The 18,823-nt window shown below is 28.5% G+C and carries 20 protein-coding genes; 12 read left to right on the top strand and 8 right to left on the bottom strand.

The features are described 5' to 3' along the window. The 8 genes from AC1QSP_RS07935 to AC1QSP_RS07900 all read left to right on the top strand — a co-directional run bounded on the left by AC1QSP_RS07935 (position 1) and on the right by AC1QSP_RS07900 (position 7,549). On the top strand, positions 1-840 hold the full coding sequence (locus AC1QSP_RS07935) for an ABC transporter permease (protein WP_484078244.1): 840 nt from the start codon (positions 1-3) through the stop codon (positions 838-840). A gap of 9 nt (positions 841-849) precedes the next feature. Next, complete coding sequence (locus AC1QSP_RS07930; RefSeq protein ID WP_484078243.1) at positions 850-2,094, top strand: ABC transporter ATP-binding protein; 1,245 nt, start codon at positions 850-852, stop codon at positions 2,092-2,094. A 5-nt stretch (positions 2,095-2,099) separates the two neighbouring features. Continuing rightward, positions 2,100-2,810: a glycosyltransferase family 2 protein gene (locus AC1QSP_RS07925; protein ID WP_484078242.1), complete on the top strand. Its 711-nt coding sequence runs from the start codon at positions 2,100-2,102 to the stop codon at positions 2,808-2,810. Then, positions 2,800-3,729, top strand: coding sequence for a glycosyltransferase family 2 protein (locus tag AC1QSP_RS07920; protein ID WP_484078241.1), 930 nt, complete (start codon positions 2,800-2,802; stop codon positions 3,727-3,729). The genes AC1QSP_RS07925 and AC1QSP_RS07920 overlap by 11 nt, the downstream gene beginning before the upstream one ends. A gap of 396 nt (positions 3,730-4,125) precedes the next feature. Continuing rightward, positions 4,126-4,842: a hypothetical protein gene (locus AC1QSP_RS07915; RefSeq protein WP_484078240.1), complete on the top strand. Its 717-nt coding sequence runs from the start codon at positions 4,126-4,128 to the stop codon at positions 4,840-4,842. A 228-nt stretch (positions 4,843-5,070) separates the two neighbouring features. Beyond that, on the top strand, positions 5,071-6,003 hold the full coding sequence (locus tag AC1QSP_RS07910; protein WP_484078239.1) for a glycosyltransferase family 2 protein: 933 nt from the start codon (positions 5,071-5,073) through the stop codon (positions 6,001-6,003). Further along, positions 6,000-6,872 carry a glycosyltransferase family A protein gene (locus AC1QSP_RS07905; protein ID WP_484078238.1) on the top strand — a complete coding sequence of 291 codons (873 nt, stop codon included), beginning with the start codon at positions 6,000-6,002 and terminating at the stop codon, positions 6,870-6,872. Before AC1QSP_RS07910 ends, AC1QSP_RS07905 begins: the two co-directional genes overlap by 4 nt. Next, positions 6,869-7,549, top strand: coding sequence for an NAD-dependent epimerase/dehydratase family protein (locus AC1QSP_RS07900; RefSeq protein WP_484078237.1), 681 nt, complete (start codon positions 6,869-6,871; stop codon positions 7,547-7,549). Before AC1QSP_RS07905 ends, AC1QSP_RS07900 begins: the two co-directional genes overlap by 4 nt. On the opposite strand, the gene AC1QSP_RS07895 is transcribed toward AC1QSP_RS07900, so the two are convergent. Beyond that, positions 7,531-8,535 (bottom strand): glycosyltransferase family 2 protein, encoded by a 1,005-nt coding sequence (locus AC1QSP_RS07895; protein ID WP_484078236.1) that lies wholly within the window; start codon positions 8,533-8,535, stop codon positions 7,531-7,533. The genes AC1QSP_RS07900 and AC1QSP_RS07895 overlap by 19 nt on opposite strands. Before the next feature lie 90 nt (positions 8,536-8,625). Between AC1QSP_RS07895 and AC1QSP_RS07890 the strand changes: the two genes are divergently transcribed. The 3 genes from AC1QSP_RS07890 to AC1QSP_RS07880 are packed head-to-tail and all read left to right on the top strand — an operon-like array spanning position 8,626 to position 11,106. Continuing rightward, on the top strand, positions 8,626-9,150 hold the full coding sequence (locus AC1QSP_RS07890; RefSeq protein ID WP_484078235.1) for an acyltransferase: 525 nt from the start codon (positions 8,626-8,628) through the stop codon (positions 9,148-9,150). Beyond that, positions 9,143-10,084, top strand: coding sequence for a glycosyltransferase family 2 protein (locus AC1QSP_RS07885; RefSeq protein WP_484078234.1), 942 nt, complete (start codon positions 9,143-9,145; stop codon positions 10,082-10,084). Before AC1QSP_RS07890 ends, AC1QSP_RS07885 begins: the two co-directional genes overlap by 8 nt. Continuing rightward, positions 10,081-11,106, top strand: a complete 1,026-nt coding sequence (locus AC1QSP_RS07880) for a glycosyltransferase (RefSeq protein WP_484078233.1) — start codon at positions 10,081-10,083, stop codon at positions 11,104-11,106. The genes AC1QSP_RS07885 and AC1QSP_RS07880 overlap by 4 nt, the downstream gene beginning before the upstream one ends. Here AC1QSP_RS07880 and AC1QSP_RS07875 read toward each other — a convergent pair. The 7 genes from AC1QSP_RS07875 to nusB form a co-directional block, all read right to left on the bottom strand. Then, positions 11,099-12,082: a polysaccharide pyruvyl transferase family protein gene (locus AC1QSP_RS07875; protein ID WP_484078232.1), complete on the bottom strand. Its 984-nt coding sequence runs from the start codon at positions 12,080-12,082 to the stop codon at positions 11,099-11,101. The two genes, AC1QSP_RS07880 and AC1QSP_RS07875, sit on opposite strands and share 8 nt — an antisense overlap. Before the next feature lie 78 nt (positions 12,083-12,160). Next, on the bottom strand, positions 12,161-12,856 hold the full coding sequence (locus AC1QSP_RS07870; protein WP_322971841.1) for a response regulator transcription factor: 696 nt from the start codon (positions 12,854-12,856) through the stop codon (positions 12,161-12,163). A 4-nt stretch (positions 12,857-12,860) separates the two neighbouring features. Next, positions 12,861-14,411 carry a sensor histidine kinase gene (locus tag AC1QSP_RS07865; protein ID WP_322971842.1) on the bottom strand — a complete coding sequence of 517 codons (1,551 nt, stop codon included), beginning with the start codon at positions 14,409-14,411 and terminating at the stop codon, positions 12,861-12,863. Between the two features lie 23 nt (positions 14,412-14,434). After that, the gene (coaE, locus tag AC1QSP_RS07860) at positions 14,435-15,037 is read right to left on the bottom strand and encodes a dephospho-CoA kinase (RefSeq protein WP_484078231.1); all 603 of its coding nucleotides are present in this window, start codon (positions 15,035-15,037) and stop codon (positions 14,435-14,437) included. A gap of 66 nt (positions 15,038-15,103) precedes the next feature. Then, the gene (gene yajC / locus AC1QSP_RS07855) at positions 15,104-15,451 is read right to left on the bottom strand and encodes a preprotein translocase subunit YajC (protein WP_322971844.1); all 348 of its coding nucleotides are present in this window, start codon (positions 15,449-15,451) and stop codon (positions 15,104-15,106) included. Positions 15,452-15,467: 16 nt separating this feature from the next. Beyond that, positions 15,468-15,959, bottom strand: coding sequence for a DUF1573 domain-containing protein (locus AC1QSP_RS07850; protein ID WP_484078230.1), 492 nt, complete (start codon positions 15,957-15,959; stop codon positions 15,468-15,470). Positions 15,960-16,006: 47 nt separating this feature from the next. Beyond that, complete coding sequence (nusB, locus tag AC1QSP_RS07845) at positions 16,007-16,954, bottom strand: transcription antitermination factor NusB (RefSeq protein ID WP_484078229.1); 948 nt, start codon at positions 16,952-16,954, stop codon at positions 16,007-16,009. Positions 16,955-17,017: 63 nt separating this feature from the next. Between nusB and AC1QSP_RS07840 the strand changes: the two genes are divergently transcribed. Next, positions 17,018-18,781 carry an ABC transporter ATP-binding protein gene (locus tag AC1QSP_RS07840; RefSeq protein ID WP_484078228.1) on the top strand — a complete coding sequence of 588 codons (1,764 nt, stop codon included), beginning with the start codon at positions 17,018-17,020 and terminating at the stop codon, positions 18,779-18,781. Positions 18,782-18,823 lie beyond the last annotated feature (42 nt).

Here is an 18,823-nt window from a genome sequence, read left to right as displayed (position 1 = left end):
ATGGGGTTGAAGACAACGATATATACATCTGAAAGAAAGACTGGATTTATAGCAGAAATCAAAGCAATGTTTCAGGATTTGATTTCTTCGAGTGAACTTGCAAAAAGACTTTTTATTCGAGATAAAAAAGCTGAATATCGACAATCTATTTTAGGGATCCTTTGGGCATTTATTACCCCCTTAATTAATGCGGCAGTTTGGATATTCTTAAGTATGTCTGGTGCTATAAAAATAGAAACAGATCAGTTGCCTTATCCTTTATTTGTATTTATAGGATCCATGTTATGGAGTGTATTTTCTGAAAGTATTAATTCACCGTTAATTTCCACAACAAATGCAAAATCTTTAATTTCTAAAATTAATTTTCCAAAAGAGGCAATTTTACTTTCGGGCTTTTATAAGGTTATCTTTAATACCGTGATTAAGTTAGTAATTATAGGTTTCGCATTAGTTGCTTTTAAAATTATACCAGGTTTAGAAATCATCTTTGGATTGGGTATGATTTTGTTTTTGATTTTATTCGGCTTTGCAATAGGATTATTAATTACACCAATTGGTATGTTATATAAAGATATAGGTAGAGGAATTCCTTTGGCTTTATCTTTTTTAATGTATACCACTCCAGTAGTGTATCAAGAAATGAAAAATCCATTCCTATCCCAATTAATAGGGATTAATCCTCTAACACCAATTATTAATTCAACACGTAACTTATTATCAGGGTATGGATGGGATCAACCTTTCTATCTGTTGATTATATTTATTGTGAGTTTAATTGTATTTATTATTGGGTGGATTTTCTATCGTATATCTATTCCAATTATTGTAGAACGTATGTAATAATCAATTATGGAAAAAGAAGTTTTAATAAAAGTTGAAAATGTTTCGAAGAAATTTTGTAAAAACCTCAATTTAGGATTATTATACGGTTTACAAGATTTGGGAAGTAGTTTTTTTGGAAGTAGCAAACAAAGAGATTTACGTCCTAAAGAATTTTGGGCGGTAGATGATATTAGTTTTGAAGTGAGACGTGGTGAATGTTTAGGCTTACTCGGACATAATGGAGCGGGTAAATCGACATTATTAAAAGTCTTAACAGGATTAATTTCTCCTGATCGTGGAAAAATTACCATGAAAGGAAGAGTAAATGCTTTAATTGAGCTTACTGCAGGATTTAATCCTATACTGACGGGTAGGGAGAATATTTATAATAATGGTGCTGTATTAGGCTTGACGGAAAAAGAAATTGATCAGAAATTTGATGAGATTTTAGCCTTTTCAGAACTTGAGGAGTTTATCGATACACCAGTACAATATTATTCATCAGGTATGAAAGTTCGTTTAGGTTTTTCGGTTGCCGCTTTTACTGAACCAGATGTTTTAATTTTAGATGAAGTCTTAGCCGTAGGAGATGTAGGATTTAGAATTAAATCCTTTAATAAGACATTAGAAATTATGCAAAATGCGGCTGTAATTTTTGTAAGTCATTCCATGCCAGATGTTACTCGTACATGTAATCAGGTATTGTTTATGCGTCATGGGAAATCATATTATCAAGGCACAAATATCCATAAAGGAATCGATCTTTATCTTAATGAATTTAATAATGATAAATTAGGGTTAATAGAAATGCAAGAAGGTGCGGAATTATCTAATTTTAAAATAAACGATCAAGAGATAAATTTTGAAGCTAATTCAGGTAAGCATAATCCAATCAACTTACCTTTTGGTCATGATATCAAATTAGAATTTGATGTTGATCTTAAAAAAGATTACAAAGAATATTTTGCAGTTATTCGTATCAGTGATAAAGATATGAAAGTAATAGGCTCTATATATACTAATCGTTTTCATGATTATTTTATTGGTGAGAAAAAATCAAATTTATGTATTGATTTAAAAGATGTTAGATTGATAAATGGGGAGTATTCGATAACCTATATGTTAGCGGTAAATACGGATAATAACCAAGATAAAATTAAAGAATGGTTATGTATTTATAGAGATTATGTCAAGTTTAAAGTGGAAGGTTTAGAATTGGCAGATTATGCACCTATATTTTTTGAATCTGAAGTAAAACAAACATTAACCTAAATTATATGGAAAATAAATCCGTAACAGTTGTAATAGCTTCATATAAATATGGACATTTAGCTGCACATTGTATAGAATCAATTTTATCCCAAACAGTAATGCCAGATAAAATATTTTTTGTTGATGATGGAATTGGAGATTGTAAACATTTAGTTAAATTATATCCTCAAGTTGAATTTATTCTACGTAAAAAAAATTTGGGTACCGTCGCTAATTTCCAGGATATGTTAAACAGAGTCACTACAAACTTTTGTATGTTTATTGGAGCAGATAATTGGCTAAGATCTGATGCGGTTGAATTATTAAAAAGCAAGAATGCGGATGTAGTAACATACGATATTATCGTGACAGGGGAATTGAAAGATGAAATGTTAGAAAGTTGGTCTAATAAATTAAATTTATATAAAGGAGATTTTTATTGGAATAGAGAAGGAAATCATCACGGTTCAATTTTTTATAATGTAAAACTTGCTAAAAAAGTAGGATATAAAAAATATAAAGAAGGACATAGATATACTACTGAAGATTTACGTTTATGGAATGGACTAATCAACCAAGGTGCTAATATTGAATATATTAATGAAGGATTATTATATTATAGGCGACATAAAGAAAATTTTAACAAGTATGGTAAATATTATCGTCCGAAAATTGAATATACTTTTTCTCAAAAACTTAAACGTATTTTAAAAAAATATTTAAAAATTGATTTATAGTATAATAGTTATTTACAACGGTATGAGAAATAATTGGATTCAAAAATGTTTCGATTCAATTATTAACTCTAGTTTACCATGTCAAATTGTAGCCATTGATAATAATTCTTCAGACGAATCTGTAGCTTTCATCAAATCAAATTATTCAGATGTCCATTTGATAGAAAACAAAGAAAATAAAGGCTTTGGAGGTGCAAATAATCAAGGAATTTTGTATGCTTTAGAACAAGGGGCAGAGTGTTTTTTTCTACTAAATCAAGACGCTTGGGTAGATCAGAATACAATAGAAGATTTAATTAAAATATCTTATAATAACCCAGAATTTGGAGTCATAAGTCCTATTCATTTAAATGGAAAAGGTGATGCATTAGATTATAATTTTTCGAATTATATTGTACCAAGTAGTTGTAAAGAATTATATTCAGACTTTGTGTTAAATCAAACTAAACCTAAAATTTACGAATCAGGTTTTATTTGTGCTGCTGCATGGTTGTTAACAAAAAAGTGTGTTGAAAAAGTAGGAGGTTTTAGTCCAACATTTTTTCATTATGCAGAGGACGATAATTATATACATCGATTAAAATACAAAGGGCTTAAAATTGGAGTTTATCCAAAAGTTTTTATTTATCATGACCGCGAAGGAAGGGATAATTCTATATATTTTAACCCTAGTATTTCAAATGAAAGGAAGTTGTTGTTAGAATTTTCTAATCCAAATCATTCACTTAATCACAAAAAAGAATTAAATATTATTCGAAATAAAATTATAAAGAATACATTATTATTTAATTTTAAAGAAGTCGATCGTTTAAAAAAACAAAAAGATTTAATAAGTAAAACCTTTCAACAATCTATTCATAATTTGACTTTATCAAAAGAAGATAAATCTTACATTTTTTTAGATTTCAATATTTTATAATTCTGAATCTATAATTTTCTTATTTATGTTACCATTTTCAATAAACATTCGAAAAAGGTATTATTATATAAAATGATTAATATTATAAGTGTCGAATTGAATTTATAATATCAGAAAGGAAAATTGCAACCCCAAACAAATTGCACAACAGCATTTAGATTTATACACGAGTATTTTAAAGCTAAACTAAACTATAACCTAAGTAGGTGCCTTTATCTATACTCTATCTTCCTTTTTAGGTCGAATAAACCATGGTATAGAAGGGCTATAAAAGCGATATAAAGGTAGTATAAAGGCGTTATAGAAAGAATATTCAAATCGAATAAATTTTGAAGTATTGTAAAATAATAGTAAATTTAAACTATTGACATTCAGTAATGTAAATATAATACTATTATGGCAAAGTTAGACAGTTTATTTAGTATCAGAGGAAAAGTAGGAGACTTGATCTTTTTTGAACGTAATGGACAATCATTTGTCAAAAAAAATACAGGAGGGTTTGTAAATGGAAAATCCCATGAACACCCAAATACCAAAGCAGCACAACAACGTTTCAAAGAAGTCGCCACATTCGTAGGGCGTTTTAAAAAAGCACTTAATCCTATGATATGGCGACAAAAAGATGGAACCTTTCACAATCAATTGGTATCTTTTTTTTCTAAGGTTAGAAAACAATCGGATCAAGAAAATTTATATTTAGCATTGAAACAAGCTTATGAGGAACGGAGGCTTCAACAACTAAAATTAAATAAAAACTCGAAATTATATCCGTTGGATTGTTCTTATTCGTTGGAGAAGAACAGCTTGATGATAAGCATGAATCTACTTCGATCTTGTGCTCAAAAACACCCTAATTCGTGCTTAGAGATTTCATTTGCATGGATGCAGTGTGACGAAAGTTTAGAATTAGACCTCGTCAATCTACAGTATTTCTATTTTCCTCTTTCCGAAAAAGAAAAACCTTTGCATCAAATTGAAATACAGTTGAGGGAAGAAGCTTTATTCTCTGTTGGTTTTACCTTGCCTGTCATGAGTGTGACAGTTGTTGAGCAACCGCATGCCTCTTCTGCCTCGTTGCATCCTTATCATTTTACCCTTACAACAATATTATAAAATACATGTCATTCCAAATCTAATTCTGTATATTTGCGTGACTTAAACACTATGTAGACTACATTCAAGCGGAAATCATTGCGTTTGAACAATAAATTATACAACATCACTTGACCCAATAGGTCAAGTAATCTGTTGCCGTCAAGTTTGTATCCTAATAGGTAATTTAAGAAGGATAAAGTTCTCGTTGATTTACAGAACTATCCTATTAAGAAAACAATTTTATAAATGACCGAACAACCTTTAGTATCTATCATTATTCCTACCTACAATAGAGCAGAACTGATTGGTGAGACCCTCGATTCAATCATTGCACAAACCTATACTAATTGGGAATGTATTGTGGTGGATGATGGGAGTACAGATAATACAGATGAGGTCTTAAAGAATTATATTAACAAAGACTCTCGTATACAATATCATCATCGACCAAAACAATACAAACCAGGGGGAAATGGAGCAAGAAATTATGGTTTTGATCTTTCCAAGGGAGAGTACATCAATTGGTTTGATAGTGATGATGTGATGTCTACAACTTACCTAATTGAAGTGATAACTAAATTTGAAAAATCAGACTTAGCATACGTTATTACAAAATTAGGATATATGGGAAATTATAACTATCTTAAAGAATCTAAGTTTGAAACAAATGGATTAATATTACATAACTATGTATCAGGTAAAATTAATATTTTAACCAACAATATTATTTTTAAAACATTTTTTTTACAGCAAAACTATTTACGATTCAATGAAGATTTAAAAGCTGCTCAGGAGTGGGAATTATTTTGTAAAATTTTTTCATATGATAAAGCAAATTTTGACTACATAAGCAAAATTTTTGTTCACAATAGAATTCACAACAATAACATTTCGAACAATCCGAAAAGTAAGTACGAAAGATTTTATAATTATATAATTGCCCGACGTATTATTCGAGATTACTTAATTAAAAAAGGTATGTACTCTAAAAATTTAAAAAATATCTTTAATGAAACAAATAAGAAATTCATAATTGAACTGTTACGAGATAAAAAATATAAATTAATTAATAAAGCTCTTTTCTTTACCGGTTTCACAATAAACAACATAAAAAGTTTCTTATCGGTATATTTTTTCATAATTACAAAAAGAAATTTAAGTAGAACAAAATTTATATGATCACCATCTTCACGCCAACTTATAACCGCGCTTATATCCTACCAAAATTATATGAAAGCTTATCAAATCAAACTATTAAAAATTTTGAATGGTTGATTGTTGACGATGGAAGTACTGATGATACTGAAATATTAATAAAAACATTTATTTCCAAATCAAATTTTCCTATTTTATATTTTAAAAAAGAAAATGAAGGAAAACATATTGCTATAAATTTTGGAACACAAAAAGCAAAAGGTAATTTATTTTTTATTGTTGATAGTGATGATTTTATTGCAGAAAATACAATTGAATACTTAGAAAAAAAATATAAAGAAATAAAAGATAATAAATTAATAGCAGGAATAGGATTAGGTTGTTATTCAATAAAAAATAATGGTCGACGTATTTATTCAAAAGAAATTCCTAATGGTGAAATTTTATTAACACATAATGAATTAGTCTATCAATATAAAATAGTAGGCGATTTTGCGACAGCTTTTAAAACGGATATTCAAAGAAAGTATCCTTACCCTCAATTTAAAGGTGAGACTTTTTTTAGAGAATCGTATGTTTATCGACTAATTGGAAAAAAATACAAAACACTTTATGTTAGTGAAAAGCTTTATTTTGCAGATTATTTAGATGATGGACTAACAAGTAAATCTTGGCAATTATTAAAAAAATGTCCTTATGGAGCTTCATTTTTTTTTAAAGAATTGAGTAAGGAAAATATTCCATTAAGAGCAAAATTATCGGCATTAAATGCCTATTGGGATTTTCAATTAAATGATATAGAATCTTCAATCATCTCTAAATTTAAAGATGTTAATTTATTATTATCTGCTATCGTATTATTTAATAAAAAATTTAAGATTATTAATTTATGATTATAGGTAAAGGTCTAATTGCTTCTCAATTTTACGAAGTGGATCGAGAAGATATAATATTTTTTGCCTCTGGAGTGTCAAATTCTTCAGAAACTAGAAATAAGGAATTTTCTCGAGAAAAGAATTTAATAGAAGAAACAATTCGTTTGAATTCGGATAAACTATTCATCTACTTTAGTACATGCTCCATATACGATTCCTCAAAATATAATAGTCCTTATGTTTTACATAAATTACATATGGAGGAAGTGATAAAAGAATCTGCACCTAAATATTTAATTCTACGTATAAGTAATGCAGTAGGAAAGGGAGGAAATCCTAATTTGTTGATAAATTATCTTTACCGTCAAATTATAAACGAGTCTGAATTAGTGATTCATCAAAATGCAACACGAAATTTAATAGATGTAGAAGATGTGAAAAATATTACTCTTAAATATATTAATTCAAATTCTTTCAATGAAATCGTTAATGTAGCTTATGTTCATAATTATTACATTGATGAAATTGTTTCTGCCTTAGAAGAAAATCTTAATAAAAAATCAAAAAAAATCGTTCAAAACAAAGGAGAGCATTATTCGATAGATATTCATGAGTTGGATTATGATTTTAATTTTTTTGAAAAAGAGAAATATTTAAGAAGTATACTATCTAAATATTATTTCCAACCCTCATAACGTTTCTTAAAAATATAAAATCCCAAAGATGAAGGAAGATTTAGTAATAAATTTTCCTTTTTTTGTTCTTTAGTAAAATCGGAACTTATATAATCTAATAAAGTTAAACTAGGAACTTTTTTAAGACGATTATAGTTCTGTTTCCAATAATCTTCATCCTCTCTCATGCACTTATATTGCATTTGTAGAGTAAGTTTTTTAAAATTCACAATTTTTTTTCTGATAAGAGTCTTTCTTTCGTTATCAGAATTGTTATAAGATTTAGTAAACCATTCTACAATTGTTTGATGATTTTCGAAATTTATTTTTGTTTTATTAAAAATAGTTGAAGCAGAATTCATATAATAAATATATGTAACATCTGGAATAAAACTAATGGACTCTAATTTTTCGGCACAATGAAAAGCCCATAATTCATCTTGTGAAAATAAACCTTTTACAAACCTTAAATGATGTTTTTCAATAAATTCTCTTAAATACAATTTATTAGGACCAATAATAGGCCAATAACCATTAACGAAAGCTTCAAATATTTTTTCATTACCTTTTATTATATGAGATGGACTTTTAATTTGAAATAGTTGTTTTCTATCACCAGTATCTTCATATTCGCAAATTACTTCAGCAACGCTTATTTCACACTTATATTCTTCTGAATTTTGAACTAATTTTTCAATACAATCTTCTGTAATATAGTCATCGCTATCTAACATATAAATGTATTTACCTGTAGAGTTTTCTATACCAGTATTTCGAGCAACAGAAAGTCCTTGATTGGAATGATGTGAAATTAAGTTATAATTAAACTCTGGATGTAATTGTTTGTAATTATCTATAATTTGTATGCTATTGTCAGGTGTACAGTCATTTACAAGAATAACTTCTATATTACGATAACTTTGATTTCTTACTGAATCTAGGCATTTGGTAATAAATTTTTCACATTTATATACAGGAATATTAATACTAACAAGTGGGCTTTCCATTAATATTGGTTTTAGGTTTGAGGAAAATTATTTATATCGGTATATTTACCATAACAATTTAAATCTATGATAAATTCCTTCATAAAATTGATGAATAGAATTCAATTAAAGTTTAATAAATTGAAATTTCTTTCACATTCAAATGTAAAAGTAGGTAATAATTTCAAATTAGGAAATTACACTACTACTATAATACATGCATCTTCAAAGATAACACTAGGAGATCAAATAGATATTCGAAATTTTTTTAATGTCACAGTTGGGAAAAATGCTGAACTCATTATTGAAGATAGAGTTTTCTTTAATAATGGTTGTTCAATAAATGTTCTTGAAAAAGTGACAATTGGTAAAAATACATTATTTGGTGAAAATGTGAGATTGTATGATCATAATCATAAATATGATACACATCAAGTTTATCATAAAGATTTTACTACAGCTCCAATTACAATTGGTGAAAATTGCTGGTTAGGATCAAATGTTGTTGTGCTTAAAGGGGTAACGATTGGAGACAACGTTATAATTGGTGCAGGATGCGTAATATATAAAGATGTTCCTTCTTATTCTATTATTATTAATCAACAAAATCAACAAATAAATATAATCAATGATTAAATCAAAGCCTTATTTATCTGTAATTATGTCTGTTTATAATGCAGAAGATTATTTATCTGAATCGATTGAATCGATTTTAAATCAGACTTATAAAGACTTTGAGTTTATTATTATAGATGATGCTTCAACAGATGGATCTTTAAATTTAATTAAGTCATTTAATGATGAAAGAATTGTTTTAATCGAAAAAACTGAAAACAAAGGTTTTAAAGGCTTTGTTGAAAATTTAAATATAGGTCTAAATATAAGTAAAGGTGAACTAATTGCTAGAATGGATGCTGATGATATTTGCTATCCTAATAGATTCGAAATACAAATACAGTATTTATCTAAAAATCCACGTGTATTTATGGTTGGGAATTCAATGGATTTGATTGATGAATCGGGTAAATTTTTATATAAGAAAAATGCTACTATTGGATTTGTGAATATTGTAAGACAATTCAATTATACTAATCCAATGTTTCATCCAACTTTAATGTTTAGAAAAACATCAATACGTTATCGTGAGAATTTTATTGGATGTGAAGATTTCGATTTTCATTTGCAGCATTTATCGAAAGGATTTATTTTTGAAAATTTATCCGAAAGTTTAATTAAATATCGAATACTAAATCAATCTATTTCAAGAAGTACAAATAAATTAAAGTTATTGATCGGTATGGAGGCTTCTAGAGATTCATATTTATCAAGAAAATACATGGATTCAAATGATGAATTACAATTACTAAATAGATATTTAGAAAATTGTTTAACTCAATCAGATAAACGTAAGATTTTATGGATTGCTATAAAATATAATTCAGCTAATTATTCTGAAGTATTAAATAAATTTAATATAAACGATTTAGTATTTAAAATATTTAATATTTCAGAATTAAGAAAATTATACTCAAAAATTGCAATATATCTTTTTAAGAAAGTTAAGTTATGACAACAATAATAATTAAATCTTTTAATCGACCTCATTATTTAGATCGCTGTTTATATTCTATAATCGATAAAGTAAATGGTACTTATAATATTGTAATTGTAGATGATGGTACTCCTCAAAAATATCTTAATAAAATCTTGGAAAAATATCCACAAGTAAAAATTAAAAAGTCTTATAATTATAATAAAAAAGTAAAAGCTATAGAGGAGAATTTACTTTCAGGAAAATTAATAAATGGATTTGAGATTCCAATCTCTGAATGGAAAAATGCAGTGAAAGAATCTGGTGATTATATATTAATGACTGAGGACGATGTATGGTTTACAAAAGAAATTGATTTAGATCTTATTGTTAATACAATGAGGAAATATAAAACATCTTTGATAAAGATAGGATGGATTTCGAATAGACCAATACTGAGTTCAATTATTAGAGAAGAGGATGATGTACAGTTCATTAAACCAAAATTAATTACAGGAAATAGACTCTTAATGAATTCCATTTTGAAAAATAAATTTAAACTATTTTCGATTTTATACAGATTAGGAATAGTAAATGAAAATACTAAAAAAGAATATTGGATTCTTAATGCATTATTAATGGGAATTTATGAAAAAAAATATTGGTTACATGTATGGTCGACTTTAGATAAAAAAGTTGATGAAACTGAGCAATTAATTAATGCATCTATATGGTATCATAAAAATAAATCCAATCATTTTCTATATGGGAAAATTAAACGATTAGTAATGAACACTACATTTCAAAGTTCTGCAACCACTTCCTACCATGAACATTATGGGATTAATTTTGACATTAATAAATTTAATTATATATTAAATGAAAAGTGGCTAAATAATGAATTAGATGTAATTTCAGATTTACCAAAAGATATAAATGCTGAAAGAATTATAAAAATTTTAAATAGTGAAAATTTAGAAAATTGTTCTTCAAATTTATGGAATAATTGGACAAATAAATTTAAAGAACAATACATAAAACAAGATGTAAATGTTAATTAATGATTTTAACATTTTTAAAATCTTGCAACCATGATTTATAGAATCTTGATAGTTTTTTATGTTTATTATCTATAATAACAACATTCTTATCCAATAAAACAGCTAAAATTAATCCATGTAATCTTGTAGTATATATAGTATTAAATTGATTCAAAAAATTAATACCTATTAAGATGTATTTTTCTCTTTGATTTCTAGGTTTTAAGCCAAACCTTTTATCTACAAATTTATTAAGTATTGGATTAGAAATAATTTTTTTTGACAAAATTCTGTTGTATCTTTCTTTTCTATATTCAATACGATGTTTATTCTTTGAAATGTTAAATGTTGGCCAATCCAATATTTCTATACCTGGATTTTGTTCAATAACTTCATTCATTGTATCATACGAACTTAATTCTTTATCCTTTCTTTTCATCAATAATTTTTTATTGTTATGAATTGGATTAATCTCGTATTTGCTAAAATCAATACAAAAGGCCATGTCTGGCAATAAATAGATATTTTCTAATCCATTTGTTATAAGTAAGTCATAAGATTCTTTATCTCTCACACATATATGTAAATTAGGATGATTTTTAATGATATGAATATCTCTTTTAAAAAATTCCATATCATTATAATGAATACTTTGAGGGAAAATAATTATTTTTCGATCTATATATTTCTCAATTAAATGAATTTTTAAATCTTGTGATTCCTTATATAAATCCCCAAAGTTGCCGCCTCCATGAATTAATATGATACTACTATTTGGTAAATCTTTATCTCGGAATAACCAACAGTTTGTTTCATATAATTTTTTATATTTTAAACGAGATAGATAATCTAATTCACCCTCCCAAATAAGATTATCCCCTATGTTATTATGATCAGGTATATCAATTAAAGAATAATCGGCGTCAATTAAAGAATCTAAACAAGTATAAATTTTATTTTGAAGTTTTTTTATATGAATGTCATTGGTATTTTTCATTTTCTAAGTTTAGTTGCTTACACAAACATAAAAAAAACCTCAACATTAGTTGAGGTTTTTTTATTATAATATCAGATTTTATTCTTGTACTAATAATCTGAATCCTTCACCGTGGATATTCACAATCTCAACAGCTGGATCTTTTTTAAGATACTTACGTAATTTCGCAATATATACATCCATTGAACGTGATGTAAAATAATTGTCATCGTGCCAAATACGTGTTAATGCAATCTCACGAGGCATTAAATCGTTTTTGTAAATTGCTAATAAACGTAATAATTCATTTTCTTTTGGAGAAAGCTTTTGCGATTTTCCATCATAAATTAATTGTCTCAACTTCGCATTGAAATTAAAACGACCAATTTTGAAGTCGTCTTGCTCAAATTTTTCTTCTTCTCCAGAATTGCGTTGTAAGACCGCTTTTATTTTATACAATAAAACTTCAGAATCAAATGGTTTTAAAACGTAGTCATCTGCTCCGATTTTATATCCATTCAATACATCTTCACGCATATTTTTTGCAGTTAAAAAGATGATTGGTTGCTCACTTTTCAACTCTTTGATTTCTTTCCCTAATGTAAATCCGTCCTTTTTAGGCATCATTACATCCAAGATACATAAATCATAATCACTTTCCTTGAATTTTGTAAGACCATCCTCTCCGTCGATTGCGTGAGTCACGTCGAAATCATTTATTACTAAATAATCCTTTAATACACTTCCAAAGCTAGGATCATCTTCTACTAAAAGTAATTTTTGTTTATCACTCATTGATCTATGATTTTAAAGGAATCTTAATGTAGAAAGTACTCCCTTTTCCAGGTTCACTTTCAGCGACCACTTCACCATGATGAAGTTGGACAATTTTTTTAACATATGCTAAACCTAGTCCATGTCCCTTTACATTATGTACATTTCCTGTTTCTTCTCTATAAAATTGTTCAAATATTTTTTTCAATACATTTGGAGACATTCCAATTCCTTTGTCGGCAACTTCTACAACAAAGTGTTTGTCTGTATTGTATGTTTTTACTTTGATTTGTGGTTTACCTGTAGAGTATTTACGAGCATTATCTAAAATATTAATGATGATGTTTTCCAAATGGAAAGGATCACCTTCTACAAAAACCTTATCCGCATTGTATTCTTCAAATATTGTACCATTTCTCTCTTCAACAATAAAACGTATGGGCTCAATACTTTTCTGAACGATTCCATTCATATTTACATCCTCTATATTAAGATCCATTTGGTTTCGTTCTAATTTAGCCATACGCAATACCATTTCAACATGCGTATTCATTCGTTTATTTTCTTGCTTAATTAAGTCTGCATAATATTTAACTTTATCAGGCTCAGAAATTATTTTTGCATTTTTTAAAGCATCTGAAGCAATATTAATGGTAGCGATAGGAGTCTTAAACTCATGAGTCATGTTATTGATAAAATCGGTTTTGATTTCAGAAATTCGACGTTGCATTTGCATGTAGTAAATTGCCAAAGCAAAAACCGTTACAATAATCATGGTAAGGATGAATGTTAGTGATACAATCGGTATCACGTCTCCCAAAATGACATAATTTTGATCCGGAAAATAAGCGGTTAAATTGTATTCCGCATGATCATCTTTATCATAGAATAAAGGTACAGTAAATTTGATATTTTTTTCTTTAAAATTTTCTGATTTTATATTCGTTAATAATGAGTCTTTGGTGATCACGCCTAGTCGTGGAGTCGCCTTAATTCCAAAACGATGCAATTCTTTCGTAAAGATTGAATCTAGCATTTTATAAGATATACGCTTATCCAAAGGAGTAGTCCCAGCGTCCCAACGTGCCATATTTTCGATTGTATATGTTCCGTCGCGTAATGATTCCTCAAGGTTTAAATTTAAATTTCCTATACCTTTTGAGGCTGAATCTTTATCGATTTTATACACTTTTTCTTGCGTATAAATATTGGCTTTTGTTAAACTGTCATTATACACTCCAGAAATCGGAACCATTGATTTTTCAATGACAAATTTTGTCACATAAGCATAAGTAACGCCTAACGAATCTTTGATGATTTGAGATGTAAATGCTTGTGGTTTGTCTACACTTGCTTTTAAATCATTATTAACATTATCTAATTTGTAATAATATTTTTCAACTTCGTATTTGTTAATCTTAGCTGTTGTGGCATTCATCGCCTGATAAACACTGGTATTAAAATTTTCTAAACCAGACCTAAAGGTAAGATTAAGCCAATAGAATTGTATAATCATCAATCCAATTAGCGCAATACTCATGATGGCGATTAAGACCTTGTAAAACCCTTTTCTCATGTCGTTTTAATTCACATTCAAAATTAATGTTGTTTTTTGATTATAGCTGCAAGATTTTTGACCTGTTGTTGCAAGTGCATTAAATCTTGACTATTATCAATAATATAATCCGAATACTCTTTTCTTTCTTCGTCTGATAATTGATTTTTCATTCGAGCTTCAACTTGCTCACGTGTTAAACCATCTCTTTCAATTGTTCGATTGATTCGTATTTCTTGATCAGCAATGACTGAAATAATTAAATCACATTCTTTATAGCTACCACTTTCAATTAAAATTGCAGCTTCTTTGATCACGAAATCTGTATTTTGTTGTTCAATCCAATCCTTAAAATCTTTGAAAACTGCAGGGTGTACAATGGCGTTTAGTTGCTGAAGCAATTCTTTGTCTTTAAATGTTTTGGATGCAATATATGGCCTATTCATTCCTTCAGAAGTATAGGATTCATCTCCAAATACATTTTTGATGGCTTGTATTACTTCAGGATTATTATTTTGTATCATTCGTGCGCGTTGGTCCGAATTATACAATGGAAATCCTAATGCTTCAAAATATTTAGCAGCAGTTGTTTTCCCAGAACCGATACCGCCTGTAATTCCAATAATTTTAGGTTTGTTGATTTTCATGAATTGAATTTAAAATAAAATGCCGAGGTTAAAACCCTCGGCATCATAAATTTTATGAAAGATTTATTATTTCTTTTCTTCTTCTGTTTTCTCAACTTGTTTCGCTTCTGATTTAATCCCGTAGCGCGCTTCTGTTAAGTCTCTTGAAATAGCAGCTTTCTCAAATCTAATTTTCCCGGCACCAGTTTCAATAACTACTGCATCGTCGAAAATTTCATTAATTCTACCGTGAATTCCTGCCGTTGTTACGACTTGTGTTCCACGTTTTAATTCTGCTTGAAAAGCTTTTTCTTTATTTGCTTTCTTTTTTTGTGGAAGGATCATGAAAAAATACATGATCGCGAACATTCCACCAAGCATTAAGATAGACATATATCCACCTTGACCCGCTTGTAAAAATATAGTTTGAATCATTTTATAATTTTAAAAATTATTGTCCAAATGCTTGTTGAGCAGATTGTGGTGCTTCAGAAGCTCCTACAACATTTGCAGTGATATTAAATTGTTCAGTACCGTTAACTGTATTTGTTTTTAAAGTCACTGTTTTTTGTTGTTTCCCATTCATATTCCCAGCAGTATATTCTACTTTGATCGAATCTGTAGTTCCTACTGCAATTGGATTTTTAGGAAATTCTGGAACTGTACATCCACAAGTTGCTTGTGCGTCTTGGATAATTAATGGTGATTTACCTTCGTTGGTAAATTTAACATATGCTTGTACTTTTTCATTTGCTTTTACATCTCCAAAATCGTGTGATGCTTCAGCCAATTTCATAACGGGCGCTGTAGCAGGATCAACAACACTTTCTGCTTGTTGTGCTACTTCCTCCTCAGTGTATAAATCTGTTGCAGACTCTTTTTTACAAGATACTGTTGCGAATAATAAAGCAAATGCTCCTAATATAAATACGTTAGTTTTCATTCTTTTGATAAAATATGTTTCTCAAAATTAATAAAAAATCTAAACTATTATAATAAACCTCTACCGTATTTAGGTAAATTGTTGTTTTCTTTTAATTCCTTTAAAACTTTGTCTAAAATCCCGTTAACGAAAATCTTAGATTTTTCTGTAGAATAATTTTTAGCTAATTCGATATATTCGTTTATTGTTACTTTAGCGGGAATATTTGGAAAATATAAAAACTCCGTAATTGCTAATTGTAAAATGACTAAGTCGATAGTAGCAATACGATCAAGTTCCCAATTGCTTGCTTTATCTTCAATCATTTTTCTAATTTCAGTTTGGTGACGAACAGATTTACGGAATAATTCTTCTGTAAATTTTTTGTCATCCATATCTTTATATACCTTGAATAAACTAATCAAAGGTGTAGAGCTAGCACGGAAAGATTTTAATGTTGTATGCGTCATTGAATTGGCGATGTATAAATCATCGGCCCAGTTTAATTGAATTCCTTCAAACCAATCGTGTAAATCTTCATATTCAGCAATAAATTCTACAAAGAAGTTTAAGATAAATTCTTGATCCTCTTCGAAAGAATTTATTCCGCTATTCATATAATTTTTATATAAATCGCTTTCGATTAATTTATTGTAGATGTTATTAGGGTAAGTATCGTAGATATCCCAATCATACATTTTGTGATCTTGAGTATAACGAGATAATTCAATATTTTCATTTAAAATTTTGAACATCTTGTTATTCACAAACTTCATGTTTGGATTTAAATCTTCTGCAGTTGGAAAGTTTTTGTTTTTAGCAAGTTCAATCTTGTTTGAAGCAATTTCTTGTTGTACTTTCACTAAGTTTAATAAGTAGATGTATAAATCGTAGATATGGTCGATTCCTTTCATCAAGTTTTTTTCAACCAATCTCTCTTCACCATCCGTTCCTAAACTGTTGTATGCATAAACACTTTGCATTACTTTTTCGCGGAGTTGTCTTCTTCCCAACATAATTTCAATGATATAACGTCTATTAAGAGTGCAAAGGTAAGCAAAAAGATGTAAATTTGTTTTGTGAAATCGTTACAGAAACTAAATATTTTTTTATGGAAGTATAAATGGAGGCTATTATTAGGTTTCCTTTTTACGATATGTGCAAATTTTGTACAAGTCTATTCCGTTACATTTATTCGTCATGCTGTCAATACAGTAGAGGAATTGTTGGCCAATTTTGGATCAAGCACTGAATTAACTCTTGATTCTTTAAAAACAGGTTTAATGTATGCCTCATTTGCATTTCTTGGATTTAAGGTTCTTGGAGGAGCACTTACCGTAGGAACACGTCAAATGATTATAGTGACTTCTCGATTAATAGAATTTGATTTAAAGAATAAAATCTATAAACATTATCAATACTTGTCGCTTTCGTTTTATAAAAAGAATAAAACGGGAGATTTGATGAATCGCATTACTGAGGATGTTTCTTTGGTGAGAATGTATTTAGGTCCTGGGATAATGTATCCTGTAGATTTAGTTTCCCGCGTTGCTATTATCGGATATTTTATGTCGCGTGTGGATACGGATTTAACATTGTATACATTATTACCTCTTCCTGTGTTGTCTTTTTTGATTTATAACGTAGCTAATCGAATCAATCAACGCAGTAAACGTGTTCAACAACAACAATCAACTATTTCTTCCTCTGTACAAGATACTTTTGCAGGTATTCGTGTTATTAAATCATTCAATACAGAACAGAATGTAAAAGATAATTATGCTTTAGAGGCCGAAGAATATCAAAAACGTGCCTTGCATCTTTCTCAAATTCAAGCCGCTTTTGGTCCATTAATGGTAGTCGTTGTAGGTATTTCAAATTTAATTATTCTTTACTTAGGAGGTTTAAAATACATTCAAGGAGATTTAGATATTGGTGCAATTGCCGAATTTTTCTTGTATCTTAATATGTTGATTTGGCCTTTTACTTCGTTAGGATGGATTACAACAGTAGTACAACGAGCAGAAGCTTCAATGGCTCGTATTAATGAGTTCTTAGATTTTAAATCAGAAATTAAAGATCAACCCGAAAATCATATTGATGTTCAAGGGGAGATTGAGTTTAGTAATGTGACATATACTTACGAAAATACAGGTATCACGGCTTTAAAAAATATTTCCTTTAAAATTAAAAAAGGAGAGACATTAGCTATTTTAGGAAGTACAGGATCAGGTAAATCGACCATCGCTTTGTTAATCGCACGTTTATTAGAGCCAACTTCTGGTGAAATCTATTTTGATGGACATCATATTCATGATGTAAGCGTTTCATCTATACGCAAGCAAATAGGATATGTTCCACAAGAAGCATTTTTATTTTCAGATTCTTTAACCAATAATATTTTATTTGGATCGGATCAAGAAAATGTAGAAGTAGCAAAACAGTTTGCTCATAAAGCTGCGGTTGCGAACAATATCGAAGGATTTAAGGAAAAATATGATACAGTTGTAGGTGAACGAGGAGTGACATTATCTGGTGGTCAAAAACAGCGTATTTCTATAGCTCGTGCATTAGTTAATAATCCTAATGTGTTAATTTTTGATGATAGTTTATCCGCTGTAGATACCGAAACAGAAGAAACGATCTTAAATAACTTAGCATCCGATTTTGATGCTAAGACTTCTATTATAATTACTCACCGTGTATCTTCTGCTAAAAATGCAGATCATATCATTTATCTAGATGAAGGTAAAATCGTAGAATCGGGTACTCATGAAGAATTATTAAATATTAAAGGAAATTATTATGAACTCTTTAATAAACAAGTGATGGATGTGCATTAATTGTTTTTTCATTATTTTTTTGGAGTTTAATACTAAAGTTTA

The sequence above is a fragment of the Faecalibacter sp. genome, assembly GCF_057177045.1.
Note: the sequence above shows the minus strand (reverse complement) of the source record. Positions and strands in the feature narration are given on the sequence as shown.

What these genes read in the sequence shown, in the direction of transcription:
- AC1QSP_RS07870 (WP_322971841.1), bottom strand. Translation starts at nt 12,856, where the DNA reads ATGAGTGATAAACAAAAATTACTTTTAGTAGAAGATGATCCTAGCTTT.
- AC1QSP_RS07915 (WP_484078240.1), top strand. Translation starts at nt 4,126, where the DNA reads ATGGCAAAGTTAGACAGTTTATTTAGTATCAGAGGAAAAGTAGGAGAC.
- AC1QSP_RS07905 (WP_484078238.1), top strand. Translation starts at nt 6,000, where the DNA reads ATGATCACCATCTTCACGCCAACTTATAACCGCGCTTATATCCTACCA.
- AC1QSP_RS07900 (WP_484078237.1), top strand. Translation starts at nt 6,869, where the DNA reads ATGATTATAGGTAAAGGTCTAATTGCTTCTCAATTTTACGAAGTGGAT.
- AC1QSP_RS07935 (WP_484078244.1), top strand. Translation starts at nt 1, where the DNA reads ATGGGGTTGAAGACAACGATATATACATCTGAAAGAAAGACTGGATTT.
- AC1QSP_RS07885 (WP_484078234.1), top strand. Translation starts at nt 9,143, where the DNA reads ATGATTAAATCAAAGCCTTATTTATCTGTAATTATGTCTGTTTATAAT.
- AC1QSP_RS07910 (WP_484078239.1), top strand. Translation starts at nt 5,071, where the DNA reads ATGACCGAACAACCTTTAGTATCTATCATTATTCCTACCTACAATAGA.
- AC1QSP_RS07865 (WP_322971842.1), bottom strand. Translation starts at nt 14,411, where the DNA reads ATGAGAAAAGGGTTTTACAAGGTCTTAATCGCCATCATGAGTATTGCG.
- coaE (WP_484078231.1), bottom strand. Translation starts at nt 15,037, where the DNA reads ATGAAAATCAACAAACCTAAAATTATTGGAATTACAGGCGGTATCGGT.
- AC1QSP_RS07930 (WP_484078243.1), top strand. Translation starts at nt 850, where the DNA reads ATGGAAAAAGAAGTTTTAATAAAAGTTGAAAATGTTTCGAAGAAATTT.
- AC1QSP_RS07850 (WP_484078230.1), bottom strand. Translation starts at nt 15,959, where the DNA reads ATGAAAACTAACGTATTTATATTAGGAGCATTTGCTTTATTATTCGCA.
- AC1QSP_RS07880 (WP_484078233.1), top strand. Translation starts at nt 10,081, where the DNA reads ATGACAACAATAATAATTAAATCTTTTAATCGACCTCATTATTTAGAT.
- AC1QSP_RS07895 (WP_484078236.1), bottom strand. Translation starts at nt 8,535, where the DNA reads ATGGAAAGCCCACTTGTTAGTATTAATATTCCTGTATATAAATGTGAA.
- yajC (WP_322971844.1), bottom strand. Translation starts at nt 15,451, where the DNA reads ATGATTCAAACTATATTTTTACAAGCGGGTCAAGGTGGATATATGTCT.
- AC1QSP_RS07875 (WP_484078232.1), bottom strand. Translation starts at nt 12,082, where the DNA reads ATGAAAAATACCAATGACATTCATATAAAAAAACTTCAAAATAAAATT.
- AC1QSP_RS07925 (WP_484078242.1), top strand. Translation starts at nt 2,100, where the DNA reads ATGGAAAATAAATCCGTAACAGTTGTAATAGCTTCATATAAATATGGA.
- AC1QSP_RS07890 (WP_484078235.1), top strand. Translation starts at nt 8,626, where the DNA reads ATGAATAGAATTCAATTAAAGTTTAATAAATTGAAATTTCTTTCACAT.
- nusB (WP_484078229.1), bottom strand. Translation starts at nt 16,954, where the DNA reads ATGTTGGGAAGAAGACAACTCCGCGAAAAAGTAATGCAAAGTGTTTAT.